Below are 16,051 nucleotides of genomic sequence, written 5' to 3'. Positions count from 1 at the left end.
CAGGTCGCCCGCGGCGATGGCCTGGGCGAAGCCCACGCCCTTGCGCACCGGCCCGGTGATGGCCCGGGTGATCAGCAGCGCCGCGAGCACCCCGATCACCAGTGCGACGCCTGCGCCGGTGAGGATCAGGCGCAGGCCGGAATCCAGCCCCTGGCGCATGATTTCGCTCTGCCGCGCGCCGAAGTCGTCGACTGTGCCGATGAGTTCCCGCGCGGCGGCGGTCATCTGTGTGCGGATGGTCATCTGCCTCCCGGTGGTTCCGGCGTAGGCCAGGAACCCGTCCCGGTAGGTTTCTGCCGTGCGGGTCAGGGCGTCGACGCCCTGGCGCTGCTCTTCGGGCGCGGCCGCGCGCAGGGCGCCGAGATCGTCCAGCAGCCCGGCGAAGTCTTGCTCCACGAGCTCCAGGCTGCGCTCGTCGAGGGAGACGAGGTAGTCCTTGGCCAGGCCGCGCAGGGTCAGGAAGCGGATCTTGGCCTGCGCGGCGGCGTCGAAGGCGTCGAAGCCCTGGCCCTGGCGGGCCTGGGGCCGCAGGCGCCCGAGCAGGTCGTCCAGGCCGTTCTCCAGGGCCAGGGCGCTCTTGACCGCGTCGCCCAGTTGGACATCGCGCTCCTTCTGCATCCGGGAGTAGGCGTCGAAATGATCCCCGTAGGTCCCGGCCTGGCCGAGGATGGCGTCCACCGAGGCCCGGTCGGCGGGGATGCGGTAGGTTTCGCGGGTTGCCTTGGCGGTGTTTTCCAGGGCGGCCATGTGTTCGGAGAACTGGGCCCGGGACTGGTCGCCGGGTTCGAGGAAGTAGTTGTAGACGGCGATGCGGGCCCTGAACATGGCGATATTGATCGCGTTCATGTCCTCGGCCTTGGCGCTTCTGTTCTTGGCGCCGAGCATGCTGTTCCAGCTCAGGCCGGCCACGGCGGCGGTCAGGGCCAGCACCAGGGCGAAGCCGAGGCCGAGCTTGAATCCCAGTTTCATGTTCTTAAGCATCTTTCCTCCTTGGCGCGGACGACGGGCCGGACGGCGGGAGCCTGTCGCGGGGCGGGCCCACGGTCCCGGATGGTTGGGGCGAGGGGGGGTGAGCGGAAGCGACCGATCTATAGTAGGATGATAGCTTTTCTTGTGGTCCGGTCAACGGGAAATTCGGGGCGGGGGCGGTTTCGGCGCGCGGGGCAGTGCCGGAGCCGTCCGCCGGGGCGCGGCCGTACCCCTAGCGGGGGCCGAGCAGGCCGTGCTTGCCCAGGAGCTCGTAGAGGCGGGCGGGGCGCAGCCCGGCCAGGCGGCAGGCCGCCTGGCGGTCGCCCCCGGTGCGGCGCAGCAGTTCGGAGAAATAGCGCTGTTCGACCTCGGCCAGGGCCTTGGCGCGGTGGTCGCGCCAGGAGGGGAAGCCCTCGTCGCCGCCCGCGGCGCCGGGAAGGGGGCGGGCCGGGGCTTCGGGGGCCGGGGCCGGGCGGCGGGGGCTCCTGCGGCGGTCGGCCACGGCCTCGCGGGCGATGCGCGCGCGCAGGTCCACGGGCAGGTGGCGCCGGAACAGGGTGGGCTCGCCCTGGGCGGCGATGACGGCGGTCTCCAGGACATTGAACAGCTCGCGCACGTTGCCCGGCCAGGAGTGGGCGCACAGGGCCTCCAGGAACTCCGGGGTCAGGCCCTTGGCGGGCTGGCCGTGGCGCCTGCCCAGCTCGGCCAGGCGGTGCAGCACCAGGGGCCCCAGGTCCTCGCGGCGCCCGCGCAGGGGCGGCAGTTCCAGGACCACGGTCTTCAGCCGATAGAGCAGGTCGGTGCGGAAGGCGCCGCGCGCGGCCAGGGCCTCCAGGTCGCGGTTGGTGGCGGCCACGAGGCGGAAGCGGCTGCGCTCCTCGACGCTCGCGCCCACGGGCCGGAAGGTGCGCTCCTGGAGCACGCGCAGGAACTTGGCCTGCACCGGCAGGGGCAGTTCGCCCACCTCGTCCAGGAACAGCGTGCCCGCGTCGGCCTGCTTCACCAGGCCGACGCGGGCCTGCTCGGCGCCGGTGAAGGCGCCCCTGGCGTGGCCGAAGAGCAGGCTCTCCACCAGGGTTTCGGGCAGGGCGGCGCAGTCCACGGTGACAAAGGGCCCCCGGGCGCCGGGTGTGCTGTCGTGAATGGCCCGGGCGAAGAGTTCCTTGCCCGTGCCGGTCTCGCCGATCACCAGCACGTCCGCGGGGCCCGCGGCCGCCCGGGCGGCCTGGTCCAGGCAGTCGCGGATGCCCGGGCTGGAGCCGATGATGGTTTCGCGGCGCAGGGTCAGGGGCGCCGCGCGGCGCTTTTCGGCGCGGTATTGCAGGGCGCGCGCCAGGGGCAGGGTCATGCGTTCCAGGGAGCAGGGCTTTTCGATGTAGTCCCAGGCACCGCTGCGCATGGCCAGCTCCGCGCCGTCGGGGTCGCCCTCGCCGGTGATGATGATGACCTCGGGCGGGTTTGCGCCGTGGCACAGCGCGGGCAGGGCGCCCAGCCCGTCGCCGTCGGGCAGGCGCACGTCGAGGTAGATGGCGTCGAAGCTGGCCTCGCGGGCAAGGGCGAAGGCCTCGGCCAGCTCTCCGGCGGCGGCCGCCTCGTGGCCCATGCGCTCCACCGCGGCGCACAGCAGCTCGCGGATGGGCTCGTCGTCGTCGATGATGAGGATTCTGGCCACGGCCTGTGAACTCCTGATTGCGGTTCCGGCCATGGTCGCACATTCCCGGGGCGGGCGGAAGCGGCGGCGCCGAAAAAAAGTGCCCCGGCCCGGAGGGGCCGCCCGCCTAGCGGCCCCCCAGGTCCATGTCCATGTCGCCCGGCCAGGTGAGGGCGTAGCCGTAATCGATGGTCCGGGCGGCGCCGGGCGCCAGCTCGAAGTCCCAGATCACGGCGTCGTCCTTTTCGCGGGCACCCTCGGCCAGGGTCTTTTCGAGCTTGATGCGCTCGTCGCCGGGGCGCGGCAGGCGGTCCTGCACGCTGACCCGCGCGGGCCCGGCCTTGCCGTTGCGGACCTCGACGGTCCAGGCCCAGCGGTGGCGGCCCCGGCCGCCGAACAGCCCGGCCTCGCCCGAGGCGCGGTCCGTGTTGCGGAAGGTCACGGCCAGTTGCGGGTCGGCCCCGAAGAAGAGGTCGGCCTCGGCCCGGGCCAGCTCGAAGGGCACGCGCTGGACCAGGGCGCCCTCCAGGAGCAGGTCGGCCCGTCCGGAGGGAATGCGCGGGGCGTCGCCCAGGGCCAGCCGGGCGCGCAGGTAGGCGCGCGGCTCGGCGTAGGGCCGCACCAGGTAGTCGAAATCCGCCTTCCAGGTCTGGCGGGCGATGGGCAGGCGCGTGCGGTCGCCGGAGGCCAGGGTGGCCCGGCCCGCGTCGTAGGTGTCGAACACCGCGCCTTCGGTGCGCGGGGCCGGGGCCGCGTCGGCGGCGGCGTAGTTCTCCTGGGCCTGCGGCGCGGCGGCGCGCGTGAGCATGGCGGGTTCGGCCTTGGCCCAGGCGGCCTGGGCGGGCCCCGGCTCCCAGGGCCGCAGCTCGGGCGGGGTGGCCCCGGTGCGGAACTCGGCCGTGGCCAGGGCCAGGCGCACGTCCTTCCAGGGGCGCCCGGAGCCCTGCCAGACCGTGGCGTCCCAGGAGAAGCGCACCACGCCCTCGGCGGGGCGGGCGTCGAGCACATAGACCGGGCTCCAGCCCGCGTCGGGCAGGCGGTAGTGCAGGCGCACGGGCACCCGGGCACCCGGCTCGGCGCGGAAGGCGGCGCGGACCTCGAGCACCGTTTCGGCTCCGCCGGTCAGCCGCTCCAGTTCGGCGCGCAGGTCGGCCACCGTTTTGGCCTGGGCGGCGTGGTCGCGGCGCAGGGTCGAGGCGGCGGCCAGCTCGGATTCCAGGCCCTGGCGCAGGGCCGCGGCCAGGGCTGCGGCTTCGGCGGGGCGCTCCAGGGGCGCCGTGGCCTGGGTGCTCCAGAACCGGGCCGCGCCCTCGCGGGCGGCCAGGGCGTCGGCCAGGGCCTGGGCCTTGGCTTCCTCGCGTTCCAGGGCCGCGCGCACCTCGCGCAGGCGGCCTTCGTCCACCCGGCGCACGGGGCGCGCCTCCAGCCCCGCCAGGGCGGGGGCGCCCTGACCCAGGGGCTGGAGGCCCAGCGTGTCGGCGTCGGCCCCGGCGGGCAGGGTCAGCACGCCGACGGCCAGCCCCTGGTCGGCGACCAGGGTCAGGGTCTGTTCCTCGGTGACCAGGGCCGAGCCGGGATACAGGACGGCCGAAACCACCTCGGCGCGGGCCGGGCCCGCGCCGAGGACGAGCCTCAGCAGGGCCGCGGCGGCGGCCAGGCGCAACCGGGTCGCGATCATGATTCCCCCTTGCGCGCGGCGCGCGCGGCGGTGTGCGCGCCCGCCGGGCAGGCGGGGCGGCAACGATATTACCGGGACGGCCAGGTCTGCGCGCGCCCGCCGGGCGGGCGCTAGGCTTCCAGCACGCGGCGGGACCAGGACTCGTGGCCGAAGACGAAGGCCTCGATCCGGGCGGTGCCGCGCTGGTCCCATTGGCGGGCCAGCACAAGGCCCCTGCCCTGGGGCGTGATCTGGTCCGCCAGCAGGTCGAAGGTGGCGGCGAGGTTCTCCTCGCTCTCCTCGAACATGGCGCTGGGGCCCTCCAGGCGGATGGCTCCGGTGTTCTCTTCCAGGTAGACGTATTCCACGGTCTCGAAGGCGCGCTTGAGCAGCTTGGAAAGCTTGCTGTACTGCCACTCGCCCACGCCGTAGATCCAGCCTTCGTATACCACGCGTCCGGCCTGCATCGCTACCTCGTTGTGTTTGTTGGGGGGCCGCCCGGGGGCGCGCCCCGTTGGGCCCTCCTCATACAGCGTCCCGGCCAAGAGCTCAAGGGCGGCGGCCGGTCCGGGGCGGCTTCTCCCCGGCGCCGGGCCCCGGGGGGCCTTGGCCGGGCGGCCGTTTGCCTTTGTCCACTTTTTTGATATGCGGTGTGTACTTCCGCTGGACGACTTCGGCGGATGCCGGGGAACAGGGAGCTGGCATGTCCGAGGGCAGGATTCTCATCGTCGAGGACGAGGCGATCATCGCCAGGGAGATCAGGCACGCGCTGGAAAGCTTCGGCTACGAGGTGCTGGCGGTCATCTCCCGGGGGGAGGACGCCGTGCCCTTCGCCCTGCGCGAGCGCCCCGACCTGGTGCTCATGGACATCATGCTCGCCGGGGCGATGGACGGCACCGCCGCGGCGGCGGCCATCCGCGAGCAACTGGACGTTCCGGTCATCTTCTCCACCGCCTACACCGACCGCGAGACCGTGGAGCGCGTCAAGCCCACCACGCCCTACGGCTACCTGGTCAAGCCCTTCGAGCACACCCACCTGCGCATCACCGTGGAGACCGCCCTGTACCGCGCGCGCACCGAGCGCAGGCTGCGCGCCCAGGAGGAGCGCCTGCGCCAGGCCGAGAAAATGCAGGCCGTGGGCACCCTGGCCAGCGGCGTGGCCCACGATTTCAACAACATCCTGTCGGCCATCATCGGCTACTCCGAAATGGGCCTGCGCCGCGCGCCCGAGGCCGACCCGCTGCACAAGATGTTCGACCGCATCCTGCGCGCCGGGGTGCGCGCGCGCTCCCTGGTGCGCCTGCTGCTCGACTTCAGCCGCCCCGCCGCCACCGGGGGCGAGGCGGTGGACCTTCGCGCGGTGGTGGACGAGGTGCTCGACGGCGTGCGGGCCGCGTTGCCCCCCGGGGTGGAGGTGGACTACCGGCCCCCCGCGCAGCCCTGCCTGGTGCGCGCCGATCCGACCCAGATGCACCGGGTGGCCCTGAACCTGGTGACCAACGCCGTGGACGCCATGCGCCCCGCGGGGGGGCGGCTGACGGTGCGCCTGGAGCGGCACGCGGGGCACGCCCTCGGGCAGGATCCCCCCGGGCCGCAGGTTGTCCTGGAGGTCGCCGACACGGGGCGGGGCATGCCTGCGGAGGTGCTGCGCCGCGCCTGCGACCCGTTCTTCACCACCAAGCCCTCGGGCGAGGGCACCGGCATGGGGCTGGCCATCGTGCAGGGCGTGGTGCGCAGCCACGGCGGCCGGCTGGCCCTGGACTCCGAACCCGGCGCGGGCACGCGGATCACGGCGACGCTGCCCGCGGCCCAGCCATAGCCCCCGGGGCGGGACGACACCATGGCCAACGTGCTCATCATCGACGACGACGGCATGGTCCGCGAGATGCTTTGCGACATGGTCGAGGACCAGGGCCACCGCTGCGCCACGGCGGGCAGCCTGACCCAGGGCCTCGCCGAGGCCGAGGCCCGGCCCTACGACGTGGTCTTCCAGGACGTGTACCTGCCCGACGGCACGGGCCTGGACATCCTGCCCCGGCTGCTGGACTCGCCGGGGCGGCCCGAGGTCATCGTCATCACCGGCGCGGGCGACGAGCGGGTGGCCGAACGGGCCATGCGCGAGGGGGCCTGGGACTTCGTGGCCAAGCCGCTGGACATGGCCGCGGTCATGGCGCCCCTGGCGCGGGCCGTGCGCTACCGCGAGGACCGGCGCTCCCGCCACCAGGAGCGGACCATCCTGCGCAAGGGCATCGCCGGGTCCAGCGCGCTCATGCGCGCGCTGATGCACACCGTGGCCCTGGCCGGGGAGTCCGGCGCAAGCGTGCTCATCACCGGCGAGACGGGCACGGGCAAGGAACTCTTCGCCCGGGCCATCCACGCCAACAGCCCGCGCGCGGCGCGGCCCTTCGTGGTGGTGGACTGCGCCTCCCTGCCCGAAACCCTGGTGGAATCCATCCTCTTCGGCCACGTCAAGGGCGCCTTCACCGGGGCGGACAAGGCCCGCGAGGGCCTGGTGGCCCTGGCCGACGGGGGCACGCTGTTCCTGGACGAGGTGGGCGAGCTGCCGTTTTCCATGCAGCGGGCCTTCCTGCGCGTCCTGGAAGACCGCACCTTCCGGCCCGTGGGCGCCAAGGCCGAGCAAAGCAGCGACTTCCGGCTGGTGGCGGCCACCAACCGCCAGCTGGAGGCCATGGTCGAGCGCGGCGAGTTCCGCAAGGACCTGCTTTTCCGCATCCGTTCCTTCAGCATCGAGCTGCCCGCCCTGCGCGAGCGCACCGAAGACATCCCCGAGATCGTGGCGCTGCACATGGAAAAGCTGGCCTCCGGCGGCCGCTTCGGGCGCAAGGACTTCTCGCCCGAGTTCATGGAGGCGCTCACGGCCTACCCCTGGCCGGGCAACGTGCGCGAGCTGGTGCAGTGCCTGGAGCGCTCCCTGGCCGCCGCCGGGCCCGAGGCCGTGCTCTACCTGAAGCACCTGCCCGACGAGGTCCGCGTGAGCTACGCGCGGACCCTGGTTTCCCGCGACGGCGCGGGCTCGCAGTCCGCGCCGCCCGCGCCGCCCCGGGCCCCGGGCGTGGTGCCGCAGGCCGGGGCCCCGGCGGCGCTCCCCGCCGCCGCCGGGTCCTGGTCCGACTACCGCGAGACCGTGGTCGGCGCAGCCGAGCACGAGTACTTCTCCCACCTGCTGCGCCGCACCGGCGGCGACGTGCGCCGCTGCTGCGCCGAGGCCGGGGTTTCGCGGGCCCGGCTGTACCAGATCCTGCAAAAGCACGGGCTCAGCCGACGCTGAAGTCCCGCGCGTCCTGCTTGCCTGGATACTGTCCTGGATATATGGACAAGTCCAATTAAAATGGACAAAATGCGCCCCGCACGCCGTCGGCCCCCTCCGGAGGCCGCGATGCCAACGCCCCGGTTTCGCACCGTAAAGGGACGCGGAGCCGGGCGGGCCGTTTTTGGCACGGCTCTTGTTAGGAGTGGGCGGAGGGATTGACCATGACCACCGTCGACACCATATTCAGCCTGGCGCGCAAGGCCTCCAGCGAAGGCATCGCCCTGGAGAGCGCGCGCCTGTGTACCGTCTGCTGGACAGTCCATGTGGCCGACGAGTGCCCGGAATGCGGCGCCCGCCAATGGCTGTTTCTGGCACCCCTGCTCAAGGGCTTCGAGATGGTCGACGCCCGCTGCACGGCCTGCTCCGGGGCCCCGCGCCCCGAGGGTCCGCGCACCTAGGGCATCGTTTTCTCCCCTGGCTCCGGCGGCATATCCTGCGCAGCCGCCGGGGCCGCGAGGGGGCGCCCCCACCTGACGCGCCCCCTCCTCCCCCCCAAAAGAACCGCCTTTCCGCCCCCCCGGAAGGCGGTTCTTCCTGTTGTCAGCCGGGGCTTCGGCCCACGCGCCGCTTTTCTTTTGAGCCGGGTGCTGATAAAAAGGCGCCGATTTCGCGAACCCGAGGGGTTTCCATTGAGCAAGCGCACCCGTCTCATCATCAAGATCCTGCTGGGCATAGTCCTGTACATGCTGGCCGTGCTGGCCTCCGCCGCCGTGGTCCGCGCCGGGGAGGCCGACTCCGGCCGGGATGCGCTGTGGCAGGTTTCCACCATCGATGCCCTGCTGGCCGGGGTCTACGACGGCGCCGTGCCCGTGGGCGAACTGCTGCGCCACGGCGACCTGGGCCTTGGCACCTTCGACGCCCTGGACGGCGAGATGGTCGTGCTGGACGGCGCGGCCTGGCGCGTGGGCGCCGACGGCAAGGCCCGGCCCGTGCCCGCCGACGAGACCACGCCCTTCGCCCAGGTCACGCCCTTCGATCCCGATTTCCGCGTGACCCTGGACAACGTGGGCTCCCTGGCCGAACTCACCGCGCGCCTGGGGGCCGCCCTGCCCAGTGCGAACATGTTCTACGCCGTGCGCGCCCGGGGCTCCTTCGAGCTGGTGCGCACACGCAGCGTGCCGCGCCAGTCGCGGCCCTACAGGCCCCTGGCCCAGGTCGCGGCCTCCCAGCCCGAGTTCTCCCTGGCGGGCACCAGCGGGGACATCGTTGGCTTCTACGGCCCGCCCTTCGCCAAGGCCGCCGGGGTGCCGGGCTTCCACCTGCACTACCTGGACGCCGCGCGCGGCGCGGGCGGGCACATGCTCGACGTGCGCTTCGCCGGGCCGGTGACCTTCGAGCTGGACACCACCACCACCCTGGTCCTGGCGCTGCCCGCCACCCCCGCCTTCGCCGCCGTGGATCTCGCCCCCGACCGCGAGGCGGAGCTGGAGCGCGTGGAGCGCTAGCCGGGCCACGCGTCGGACGCAGCGAGGCCGCGCGGCCCCCCCGGGGGGGGCCGCGCGGCCTCGTCGCGTCCGGCTCCCGGCGTGGCTAGATGGCGCGCTTGTCCACCACGCGGCGGGTCTTGCAGGTCTGGCCCTCGAACAGGCTGGCGCGCTCGACGATGCGCACCGCGAAACCCACCCCGAGGACGGACTCCAGGCGGCCGCGGATCTGCGCGCAGATCATCTGGTGTTTCTTTATCTCGTCGAAGAACTCGTCCGCGCCCGCCTCCACCAGCACGGTGCCCCGGTCCAGCCCGTTCTCGCGCTCCAGCACGATCTGGAAGCAGGGGTCGATGCCCTCGATGGTCGCCAGCACGTTTTCCACCTGCCGGGGATAGACGTTCACGCCCTTGAGGATGAACATGTCGTCGGTGCGGCCCTGGATGCGGTCCAGCCTGCGGTGGGTGCGCCCGCAGGGGCAGCCCCCGGGCAGCAGGCGCGTCAGGTCGCCCGTGCGCAGGCGCAGCATGGGGAAGGCCTCCTTGGTCAGCGTGGTCAGCACCAGCTCGCCCACCTGGCCCTCGGCCACGGGCTCCAGGGTGTGCGGGTCGATGATCTCGGCCAGGAAATGGTCCTCGTTCAGGTGCAGCCCGTTCTGCTCCAGGCATTCCCCGGCCACGCCCGGCCCCATGATCTCCGACAGGCCGTAGTTGTCCGTGGCCGTGAGCTTCAGCCCGTCCTGGATGGCGCCGCGCATGGCCTCGCTCCAGGGCTCGCCGCCGAACAGCCCGTGGCGCAGGGTCAGGGCGTTGGCGTTGACGCCCGCGTCGTACATGCGCCTGGCCAGGTACTGGGCGTAGCCCGGCGTGCAGACCAGGGCCGTGGTCTTGTAGTCCTGGATGATCTGGATCTGGCGCTGGGTGTTGCCGTGGGAACTGGGCACCACCGAGGCGCCCAGCAGCTCCGCGCCGTAGTGGAAGCCGAAACCGCCGGTGAACAGCCCGTAGCCGAAGGCGATCTGGACCACGTCGTCCTTGGTGACCCCGCCCGCCGTGAGCACGCGGGCCGCCAGCCGCGCCCAACGGCGCACGTCGTTTTTCGTGTAGCCGACCACCACGGCCTTGCCCGTGGTGCCGCTGGAGGCGTGCAGGCGCACCACCTCGCGCATGGGCACCGCGAACATGCCGTAGGGGTAGTTCTGGCGCAGGTCATCCTTGGTGGTGAAGGGCAGCCTGCGCAGGTCGGCCAGGTCGCGCACATCGTCGGTGTCCAGGCCAATGGCCTCGAATTTCTTGCGGTAGAACGGCACGTTGCGCGAAATCCGGTACAGGGTCGATTGCAGGCGTTCCAGCTGCACCTGCTCCAGCGCCCGGCGCGGCATACATTCGTATTCGGCATCGAAGTACATGGTCGCTGCTCCTTGGCGGTGTCTTGTGTTTCGCCGCTGCGCACCGGGGGCGGCTTCCCCCCATTTCGTCCCGGGTGCCTGAAACGCCCCCCCCTCTCCCGGCCCCTTTCCCCCTGCCCTGAAGCGGCGCTCCGCGGGGCGGGCAGCCCGGGGACAGCCCGCCCTGGCCCCCCGGTCCGGGAATGCTGCGGCGGCCCCGGGCCGCAGCATTCCCGGACCGGCGTGCGGGGTCAAGGGGCCGTTGGCCCCTTGCGGGGGTCCAGGGGGCGGCGCCCCCTGGCGGGGTCCGGGGCGGCGCCCCGTGTCGCCGTGTTGCCGCGGTGCCCCGGGCTACCCGGCGTCCAGGTCGCGGCCGAGGTAGGCGCGCTGCACGTCGCGGTTTTCCAGCAGCTCCTCGCTGGGGCCCTGGAGGATGATGCGTCCCGTTTCCAGGACGTAGCCCCTGTCGGCGGCGCGCAGGGCCAGGCGCGCGTTCTGTTCGACCACGAGCACCGTGAGCCCGAAGCGCTCGCGCAGTTCGCGGACGTGGCGGAAGATTTCGCGGCTGACCTGGGGCGCAAGGCCCATGCTGGGTTCGTCGAGGAGCAGCATGCGCGGGCGCGCCATGAGGGCGCGGCCGATGGCGAGCATCTGCTGTTCGCCGCCGGAGAGGGTGCCCGCGGCCTGGGCGCGCCGGGAGAGCAGCACGGGGAACATGGCGTACACGGCGTCCAGGTCCTCGGCGATGCGCGCGCGTTCCCGGCGCCTCCAGCGGTGGTAGGCGCCCAGGTTCAGGTTGTCTTCCACGCGCATGGGCTTGAAGACCTTGCGGCCCTCGGGAACGTGGGACAGGCCCAGGCGCACGATGGCGTCGGGGGCGGCGCGGGTGATGTCGCGCCCGTCCAGGAGTATTTCGCCGCCGCTTGGGCGGTGCAGGCCGGAGATGGTGGTCAGGGTGCTGGTCTTGCCCGCGCCGTTGCCGCCGATGAGGGCGACGATCTCGCCGGGGCGCACATGCAGGGAGGCGCGTTTGACGGCGTGGATCCTGCCGTGGTGGATGTCGATGTTGCGCAGGGTCAGCACTGGCGGCCTCTAGAGGTCGTCGTCGCCCAGGTAGGCGCGCACGACTTCGGGGTTCTTCTGTATCTGCCGGGGGGTGCCCAGGGCGAGGTTGCAGCCGTGGTTGAGGACCATGATCTCGTCGGAGATGGTCATGACGAGGTCCATGTCGTGCTCGACCAGGACGACGGTGACGCCGAGGTCGTCGCGGATGCGGCGGATGAGGGCGCCCAGGGCGCGGGTTTCGGCCATGTTCAGCCCGGCGGCGGGTTCGTCGAGCAACAGCAGCGAGGGGTTGGCGGCCACGGCGCGGGCCAGTTCGAGGGCGCGCTGCTGGCCGAAGGCCAGCTCGGCCGCCGGGGTGTCGGCCAGCTCGCCGAGGCCGACGAAGGCCAGCCGGTCCAGGGCGTGGTCCAGGCAGCGGCGCTCCTCGCGGCGGTAGCGCGGGGTGCGCAGCAGGGCGGCCAGGGCGGGGTAGCGCACATGGCGGTGGCAGCCGGTCATGACGTTTTCCACCACGGTCATGTTGGTGAAGACTTCCAGGTTCTGGAAGGTGCGCACGATGCCCGCCCGGGCGCGGGCGTGGGCGGGGCGGGCGGAGATGTCGCGCCCGGCCAGGGCCACGGAGCCCGAGGCCGTGCGGACCATGCCGGTGATGGCGCCGAGCAGGGTGGTCTTGCCCGCGCCGTTGGGGCCGATGATGCTGGTGATGGATCCGGGGCGCACGTCCAGGGCCACGTCGGCCAGGGCGGTGACGCCGCCGAAGCGCACGGTGATTTCGCGGCAGCGCAGGAGCGGCTCAGGGCGCATGGGGCCTCCTGGCCGCGCCCAGGCGCGCCAGCAGCGCGCGGCCCAGCCGCGAGGCGCCCCCGGCTATGCCCTGGGGCACGAAGACGACGCACAGCACGAGGATGGCCCCGTAGAGCAGGGTTTCCACATCCTCGAAGGCGCGCAGGAATTCGGGCAGGACGGTGAGGAACACGGCACCAGCCACGGCGCCCCAGACGCTGGCCATGCCGCCCAGCACGACCATGACGATGAGCGTCACCGAGAAATGGAAGCCGAAGGACGAGGGGGCAACGAAGCACAGGTAGTGGGCATAGAGCACCCCGGCCAGGCCCGCGTAGGCCGCCGAGAGCACGAAGATGAAGCGCTTGGCGCCGGTGATGTCGATGCCCACGGCCTCGGCGGCGCGCTCGCTGGTGTGGATGGCGCGCATGGCGCGGCCCACGCGCGAGTCGATGAGGTTCAGGGCCGCCCAGGCCAGCAGGACGAGCACCCCGCCGACAAGGAAATAGTACTCGAGGTCGGACTCGAAGACGCGGCCGAAGAGCGCCAGGCGCGGGATGCCCACGAAGCCGCTGGGGCCGCCGGTGATGGCGATGGCCTCGTTGAAGACGATGTGGACGATGAGCCCGAAGCCCAGGGTGGCCATGGCCAGGGAGTTGCCCGCCAGCTTCAGGGTGGGGATGGAGATGAGGTAGGCCACGGCGGCGGTGAGCGCCACCCCGGCGGCGCAGCCCGCGCCCACGGGCCAGCCGTGGGCGGCGGTGAGCACGGCGGTGGTGTAGGCCGCCAGGCCGTAGAACGCGCCGTGGCCCAGGCTGATCTGCCCCGCGTAGCCCAGCAGCAGGTTCAGGCCGATGACGATCATGGCGTTCAGGAAGGCCAGGATGAGGGTGGACAGGTAGTAGTCGTTGGGCAAAAGCCAGGGGGCGGCGGCCACCAGCGCCGCGAAGCCCGCCAGGGCCGCCAGGTTCCCGGCGCCGCGCCCGGCAGTCATACCCTGTCGGCGCTCCTTGCGCCGAAGAGCCCCGTGGGCCGCGCGAAGAGCAGCGCCAGCAGGATGATGAAGGTGATGGCGTCCTTGTAGGCCGAGGAGACGAGCCCGGCGCCGAAGGCTTCGAGCACGCCCAGGATGAGCCCCCCGGCGGCGGCGCCGAAGGGGTTGCCCAGCCCGCCCAGGATGCAGGCCGCGAAGCCCTTGAGCCCCAGGAGGATGCCCACGTCGTAGGCGGTCATGGTCAGGGGGGCGAGGATGACCCCGCCCACGGCGCCCACCAGGGCCGAGAGCATGAACGAGGCCAGGACCATGCGCCGCACGTTGACGCCCACCAGGGCTGCGGCCCCGGGGTCGTGGGAGCAGGCGAGCATGGCCTTGCCGTGGATGGTGGCGGTGAAGAAGGCGCGCAGGGCGGCCAGCAGGGTCAGGGTTACCGCCAGCACCCACAGGCTCTGGGGCAGCATGGCCGCCCCGGCGAAGAGGATGGGCCGCATGCCCGAGAAGTGGGGCAGGGCGAAGGTGTCCTTGCCCCACAGGAGCATGACCAGCCCGCGGATGAGGATGGACACGCCGATGGTGACGATGACCAGCTGGATGGGGCTGGCGCCCCGGGCGGGGCGGATGGCCAGGCGCTCCACCAGCCCGCCGGCCAGGGTGGTCAGGGCCACGGCGCCGAGCACGGCGGGCACCAGGGGCAGGCCCAGGGCCTGCCCGAGGATCACGGCCAGCATGCCGCCCAGCATCACGAACTCGCCCTGGGCGAAGTTGATGATGCCGGTGGTGTTGAAGATGATGGTGAACCCCAGCGCCGTCAGGCCGTAGGTGCTGCCCACGGTCAGGCCGGAGACGAGGTATTGCAGCAGGCTGGCCGTGTCCATGGGCTTACCGCAAGACCTTCCAGGCGCCGTTTTCGATGCCGACCATGACGAAGGAGGAGGGGTCCAGGCCGTTGTGGTCCTCGGGGCTGAAGTTGAACACGCCCGTGGCGCCGACGAAGCCGGTGGTGGCCTCCAGGGCGTCGCGGATGGCCCGGGGCTCGGCGGAGCCGGAGGTCTCGATGGCGGCCCGGACCAGGGCCAGGGCGTCGTGGGCGTAGCCGCCGAAGGTCGAGGGCGGGGCGCCGAAGCGCGCGGCGTAGTCGGCCACATAGGCGGCCAGCACGTCCTTCTGGGGGTTGCCGTCCTCGATCTGCTCCACGGCGACCATGCGCCCGGCGGGCAGCAGCAGGCCCTCGGCGGCCTCGCCCGCCAGCTCGATGAACTTGTTCGAGGCCACGCCGTGGCTCATGTACAGCGGGGTCCGGATGCCGAGCTGCACGCGGTTGCGGGCGATGACCGCGGGGCCGGGGTTGGTGCCCCAGCAGACGATGGCGTCGGGGGCGAGGCCCTTGATCTTGGTCAGCTGCGGGGTCATGTCCGTGTCTTTGGGGCCGTAGATTTCGTCGGCCACCAGGGTGAAGCCCCCGGCGGGCAGCATCTCGGCGAGCACGGCGCGTCCGGCCTGGCCGAAGCCGTCGGACACGGTGAGGATGGCCACCCGCGAGAGCCCGGCCTGGCGCAGGTGGTCCAGGATGCGGGCCACGGCCTGGCGGTCGGACTGCGGGGTCTTGAAGACCCAGGGGTTCACGGGCCGGGTGATTTTCTCCGCTGCGGCGCAGGAGATCATCGGCACCTTGGCGGCGGGGAACTTGTTCATCACGGCCAGGGTGTTGCCCGAGACCGTGGGGCCGATGACGGCGACGACGCGGTCTTTTTTCAGCAGCTTGTCCACGGCGAGCACGCATTTGTTCACGTCGGTCTCGTCGTCGTAGATCACAAGCTCCAGGGGACGGCCGAGGATGCCCCCGGCGGCGTTGATCCGGTCCTGCAACAGGAGCAGGGTGTTCTTTTCGGGCTCGCCCAGGAACGATGCCGGGCCGGTGACGGAGAGCACGGCGCCGATCTTGACGGGCTCGGCCGCGCGGGCCGGGGCCAGGGACAGGGTCATCAGACACACGGCCGCCAGGACGGCGAACAGGCGCACGGTTTTCATGCGGGACTCCCTTGGTCGAAACGGTGAGCGGAAAGGGAACCGGGACGGCGGGCCGGGGCTCGCGCGTCCTTGCCGAAGAAGCCGGGGGACCTAGCGGCTAAACTGGAAGATGCCGCCCGTACCCGTCACGCCCCGGAATAGTCGCTGGACCAGGGGGCGGGCGGTGGCGGCGGGGATGGCAGCGGCGGCGCGGCGGGCGCCGGGGGGGACGGGGGCACGCCGGACCGCGCGGGGCCTGGCCAGGGCCAGGGCGTTGGCGGCGGTGCGGGTCATGCGCGTCCTCCTGCGGGGGGCGTGGTCGTGGTTGCGGGTGCCCGGCCGGGCCGGGGCGCTTCCCGTGGCGGCTTGTGCCGCCGGGTTCCTCGTTTGTTGTCGAAACCGGGGCTGTTGTCAAGACCAATAGATTATTGGCGCGGCGCCCGGGGGCGGGGGGCCCGGAGGTGTGGGGAGCTCTTCGCTCCTCCTGGTGCTAGAGCAAATCGAGTTGTTTTGGCGGACTGAACATTATAAAATTGGATATAGTGCGGGACACCTTGACTTGTTTGGTGTGGGCTTCTTTTGTTGTTGTTGTTTCAACTGTTGCGGTGAATTTCAGATCAATAATATCATCAAGATTTTTGTCCTTCATTTTGTCAAGGAATTTTGAGTCTAGAACTTCTGCCCAGAACTCAATTCCTCCACTTTTGAACTGCCATTTTGATTTTTCAGGGGAAAGATAAATTATTGATATGACCTTGTCGTCATTTTCGATTGTGATTT

The 16,051-nt window shown here is 71.7% G+C and carries 15 protein-coding genes; 4 read left to right on the top strand and 11 right to left on the bottom strand.

The genetic code is table 11. From position 1 onward, the window contains the following. The 4 genes from M0P34_RS05885 to M0P34_RS05870 all read right to left on the bottom strand — a co-directional run. Positions 1 to 981, bottom strand: a 981-nt coding sequence (locus M0P34_RS05885; RefSeq protein WP_291497365.1) for a methyl-accepting chemotaxis protein, incomplete at its 3' end; no start/stop codon positions are given. Between the two features lie 220 nt (positions 982 to 1,201). Then, entirely contained in the window at positions 1,202 to 2,674 is a 1,473-nt protein-coding gene (locus M0P34_RS05880; protein WP_366062106.1) for a sigma-54 dependent transcriptional regulator, read from the bottom strand. 73 nt (positions 2,675 to 2,747) lie between these two features. Beyond that, positions 2,748 to 4,298, bottom strand: a complete 1,551-nt coding sequence (locus tag M0P34_RS05875; RefSeq protein WP_291497363.1) for a DUF4139 domain-containing protein — start codon at positions 4,296 to 4,298, stop codon at positions 2,748 to 2,750. Positions 4,299 to 4,408: 110 nt separating this feature from the next. Next, positions 4,409 to 4,729: a hypothetical protein gene (locus tag M0P34_RS05870; protein WP_291497362.1), complete on the bottom strand. Its 321-nt coding sequence runs from the start codon at positions 4,727 to 4,729 to the stop codon at positions 4,409 to 4,411. 251 nt (positions 4,730 to 4,980) lie between these two features. Between M0P34_RS05870 and M0P34_RS05865 the strand changes: the two genes are divergently transcribed. The 4 genes from M0P34_RS05865 to budA all read left to right on the top strand — a co-directional run bounded on the left by M0P34_RS05865 (position 4,981) and on the right by budA (position 9,053). Then, positions 4,981 to 6,096 (top strand): ATP-binding protein, encoded by a 1,116-nt coding sequence (locus tag M0P34_RS05865; RefSeq protein ID WP_291497360.1) that lies wholly within the window; start codon positions 4,981 to 4,983, stop codon positions 6,094 to 6,096. Between the two features lie 21 nt (positions 6,097 to 6,117). Then, positions 6,118 to 7,566, top strand: coding sequence for a sigma-54 dependent transcriptional regulator (locus M0P34_RS05860; protein WP_291497358.1), 1,449 nt, complete (start codon positions 6,118 to 6,120; stop codon positions 7,564 to 7,566). A gap of 203 nt (positions 7,567 to 7,769) precedes the next feature. Then, the gene (locus M0P34_RS05855; protein ID WP_291497356.1) at positions 7,770 to 8,006 is read left to right on the top strand and encodes a hypothetical protein; all 237 of its coding nucleotides are present in this window, start codon (positions 7,770 to 7,772) and stop codon (positions 8,004 to 8,006) included. A gap of 231 nt (positions 8,007 to 8,237) precedes the next feature. Continuing rightward, entirely contained in the window at positions 8,238 to 9,053 is an 816-nt protein-coding gene (gene budA / locus M0P34_RS05850; protein WP_291497354.1) for an acetolactate decarboxylase, read from the top strand. 85 nt (positions 9,054 to 9,138) lie between these two features. On the opposite strand, the gene M0P34_RS05845 is transcribed toward budA, so the two are convergent. The 7 genes from M0P34_RS05845 to M0P34_RS05815 form a co-directional block, all read right to left on the bottom strand. Then, a complete protein-coding gene (locus M0P34_RS05845) occupies positions 9,139 to 10,440 on the bottom strand; it encodes a phenylacetate--CoA ligase (RefSeq protein ID WP_291497352.1) in 1,302 nt (433 codons plus the stop codon). A gap of 330 nt (positions 10,441 to 10,770) precedes the next feature. Then, positions 10,771 to 11,502 carry an ABC transporter ATP-binding protein gene (locus M0P34_RS05840; protein WP_291497350.1) on the bottom strand — a complete coding sequence of 244 codons (732 nt, stop codon included), beginning with the start codon at positions 11,500 to 11,502 and terminating at the stop codon, positions 10,771 to 10,773. Positions 11,503 to 11,511: 9 nt separating this feature from the next. Continuing rightward, complete coding sequence (locus M0P34_RS05835; RefSeq protein WP_291497348.1) at positions 11,512 to 12,288, bottom strand: ABC transporter ATP-binding protein; 777 nt, start codon at positions 12,286 to 12,288, stop codon at positions 11,512 to 11,514. Further along, positions 12,278 to 13,261 (bottom strand): branched-chain amino acid ABC transporter permease, encoded by a 984-nt coding sequence (locus M0P34_RS05830; RefSeq protein WP_291497346.1) that lies wholly within the window; start codon positions 13,259 to 13,261, stop codon positions 12,278 to 12,280. Before M0P34_RS05830 ends, M0P34_RS05835 begins: the two co-directional genes overlap by 11 nt. Further along, on the bottom strand, positions 13,258 to 14,139 hold the full coding sequence (locus M0P34_RS05825; RefSeq protein ID WP_291497344.1) for a branched-chain amino acid ABC transporter permease: 882 nt from the start codon (positions 14,137 to 14,139) through the stop codon (positions 13,258 to 13,260). The genes M0P34_RS05830 and M0P34_RS05825 overlap by 4 nt, the downstream gene beginning before the upstream one ends. A gap of 4 nt (positions 14,140 to 14,143) precedes the next feature. Next, on the bottom strand, positions 14,144 to 15,292 hold the full coding sequence (locus tag M0P34_RS05820) for an ABC transporter substrate-binding protein (RefSeq protein WP_291497342.1): 1,149 nt from the start codon (positions 15,290 to 15,292) through the stop codon (positions 14,144 to 14,146). Positions 15,293 to 15,761: 469 nt separating this feature from the next. Continuing rightward, on the bottom strand, positions 15,762 to 16,051 hold a 290-nt coding region (locus tag M0P34_RS05815; protein ID WP_291497340.1), incomplete at its 5' end, for a hypothetical protein.

The organism is Desulfocurvus sp. (assembly GCF_023230885.1).
Taxonomy (GTDB): domain Bacteria; phylum Desulfobacterota; class Desulfovibrionia; order Desulfovibrionales; family Desulfovibrionaceae; genus Desulfocurvus.
The sequence above is the reverse complement of the archived record's forward strand: the minus strand, read 5'-3'. Positions and strand labels throughout refer to the sequence as shown.

Coding starts and splice junctions, on each gene's coding strand:
- M0P34_RS05880 (WP_366062106.1), bottom strand. CDS start 2,674: ATGGCCGGAACCGCAATCAGGAGTTCACAGGCCGTGGCCAGAATCCTC.
- M0P34_RS05875 (WP_291497363.1), bottom strand. CDS start 4,298: ATGATCGCGACCCGGTTGCGCCTGGCCGCCGCCGCGGCCCTGCTGAGG.
- M0P34_RS05865 (WP_291497360.1), top strand. CDS start 4,981: ATGTCCGAGGGCAGGATTCTCATCGTCGAGGACGAGGCGATCATCGCC.
- M0P34_RS05860 (WP_291497358.1), top strand. CDS start 6,118: ATGGCCAACGTGCTCATCATCGACGACGACGGCATGGTCCGCGAGATG.
- M0P34_RS05855 (WP_291497356.1), top strand. CDS start 7,770: ATGACCACCGTCGACACCATATTCAGCCTGGCGCGCAAGGCCTCCAGC.
- M0P34_RS05845 (WP_291497352.1), bottom strand. CDS start 10,440: ATGTACTTCGATGCCGAATACGAATGTATGCCGCGCCGGGCGCTGGAG.
- M0P34_RS05835 (WP_291497348.1), bottom strand. CDS start 12,288: ATGCGCCCTGAGCCGCTCCTGCGCTGCCGCGAAATCACCGTGCGCTTC.
- M0P34_RS05830 (WP_291497346.1), bottom strand. CDS start 13,261: ATGACTGCCGGGCGCGGCGCCGGGAACCTGGCGGCCCTGGCGGGCTTC.
- M0P34_RS05825 (WP_291497344.1), bottom strand. CDS start 14,139: ATGGACACGGCCAGCCTGCTGCAATACCTCGTCTCCGGCCTGACCGTG.
- M0P34_RS05820 (WP_291497342.1), bottom strand. CDS start 15,292: ATGAAAACCGTGCGCCTGTTCGCCGTCCTGGCGGCCGTGTGTCTGATG.